This is a genomic window from Halorubrum sp. Atlit-26R (assembly GCF_003666015.1).
Classification (GTDB): Archaea; Halobacteriota; Halobacteria; order Halobacteriales; family Haloferacaceae; genus Halorubrum.
This window is the reverse complement of the sequence record NZ_QPLT01000164.1, coordinates 1-832: the sequence shown is the minus strand read 5'-3', so window position 1 is coordinate 832 and position 832 is coordinate 1. Positions and strand designations below refer to the sequence as shown.

Genomic DNA, 832 nt, shown 5'->3' with positions numbered 1-832 from the left:
GGTGGTTCGTACAGTACGAGCCGGTCAATGGTGATCTCGGGTGCGGCTGTGAGAGCAACGAGTCCCCCAAATGAATGTCCAAACACTGTTGGCGCTCCGCTGACAGCGTCGACGAGTGCTCGAAGGTCAGCTACTTCACGAGCAAGGCTATAGTCGTCGCCGTCACTGCTGTCACCTCGTCCTCTCCGATCCGGGACGTACAAATCAAAATCATTGACAAGATGCGGCCTGAGAGTGTCCCACGCCCGTCGGGTCCCGGATCCGCCGTGAAGGAGAATCAACGGCTGGCCGTTCCCTTCATTCTCGTATGCTATACTCGTTCCATCGGACGACAGAACAGTATGAACTGTTGGATTGGAGGGCTGTAATTCAGAGGGCATCGCTTTTCTAGATACGCAAAACTAGTTTCATAAAGATGTTGTTACAGTACCAACCTAACTGAAAGGTTCGCATCTTCCATCAACCGGCTGTTTCAGTCGATAATGTATCTAAAGAAGAGGATTTCAACAGAGCCAACAGAGTCAATTATTTTCCAGGGAATGCCCCTGTTCAAACCCCGATAGCGTTGACTTGTTCAGATGCCAAAGACAACGACTTGATCAGAAATAGATGATAGCACTAAGACTAATCATCCCGTTTGGGAACGTCGCCTAAGGCACCGAGACCGTCGATGTCGGTTGCTGTGAAGAATACAGCTCCATCGACCAATACCGGTGGTGAAGTCACCTCGTGGTGGAACCCTGGATCGAACCCATAGTACCACCGCATCTCTCCTGATCCGCGATCGAACGCACTGATCGTCTTCTTCTCAGGGGCAAATTCGGGGGTACTG

The 832-nt window shown here is 51.2% G+C and carries 1 protein-coding gene and 1 pseudogene; both read right to left on the bottom strand.

Features of this window, described 5'->3' with window-relative positions; all coding sequences use genetic code 11:
• The coding region (locus DVK07_RS19940) for an alpha/beta fold hydrolase (protein WP_147441271.1) at nucleotides 1-380 on the bottom strand (380 nt) is incomplete at its 3' end.
• A gap of 244 nt (nucleotides 381-624) precedes the next feature.
• Nucleotides 625-832: pseudogene (locus DVK07_RS23885) on the bottom strand (pyrrolo-quinoline quinone); the annotation flags it as partial.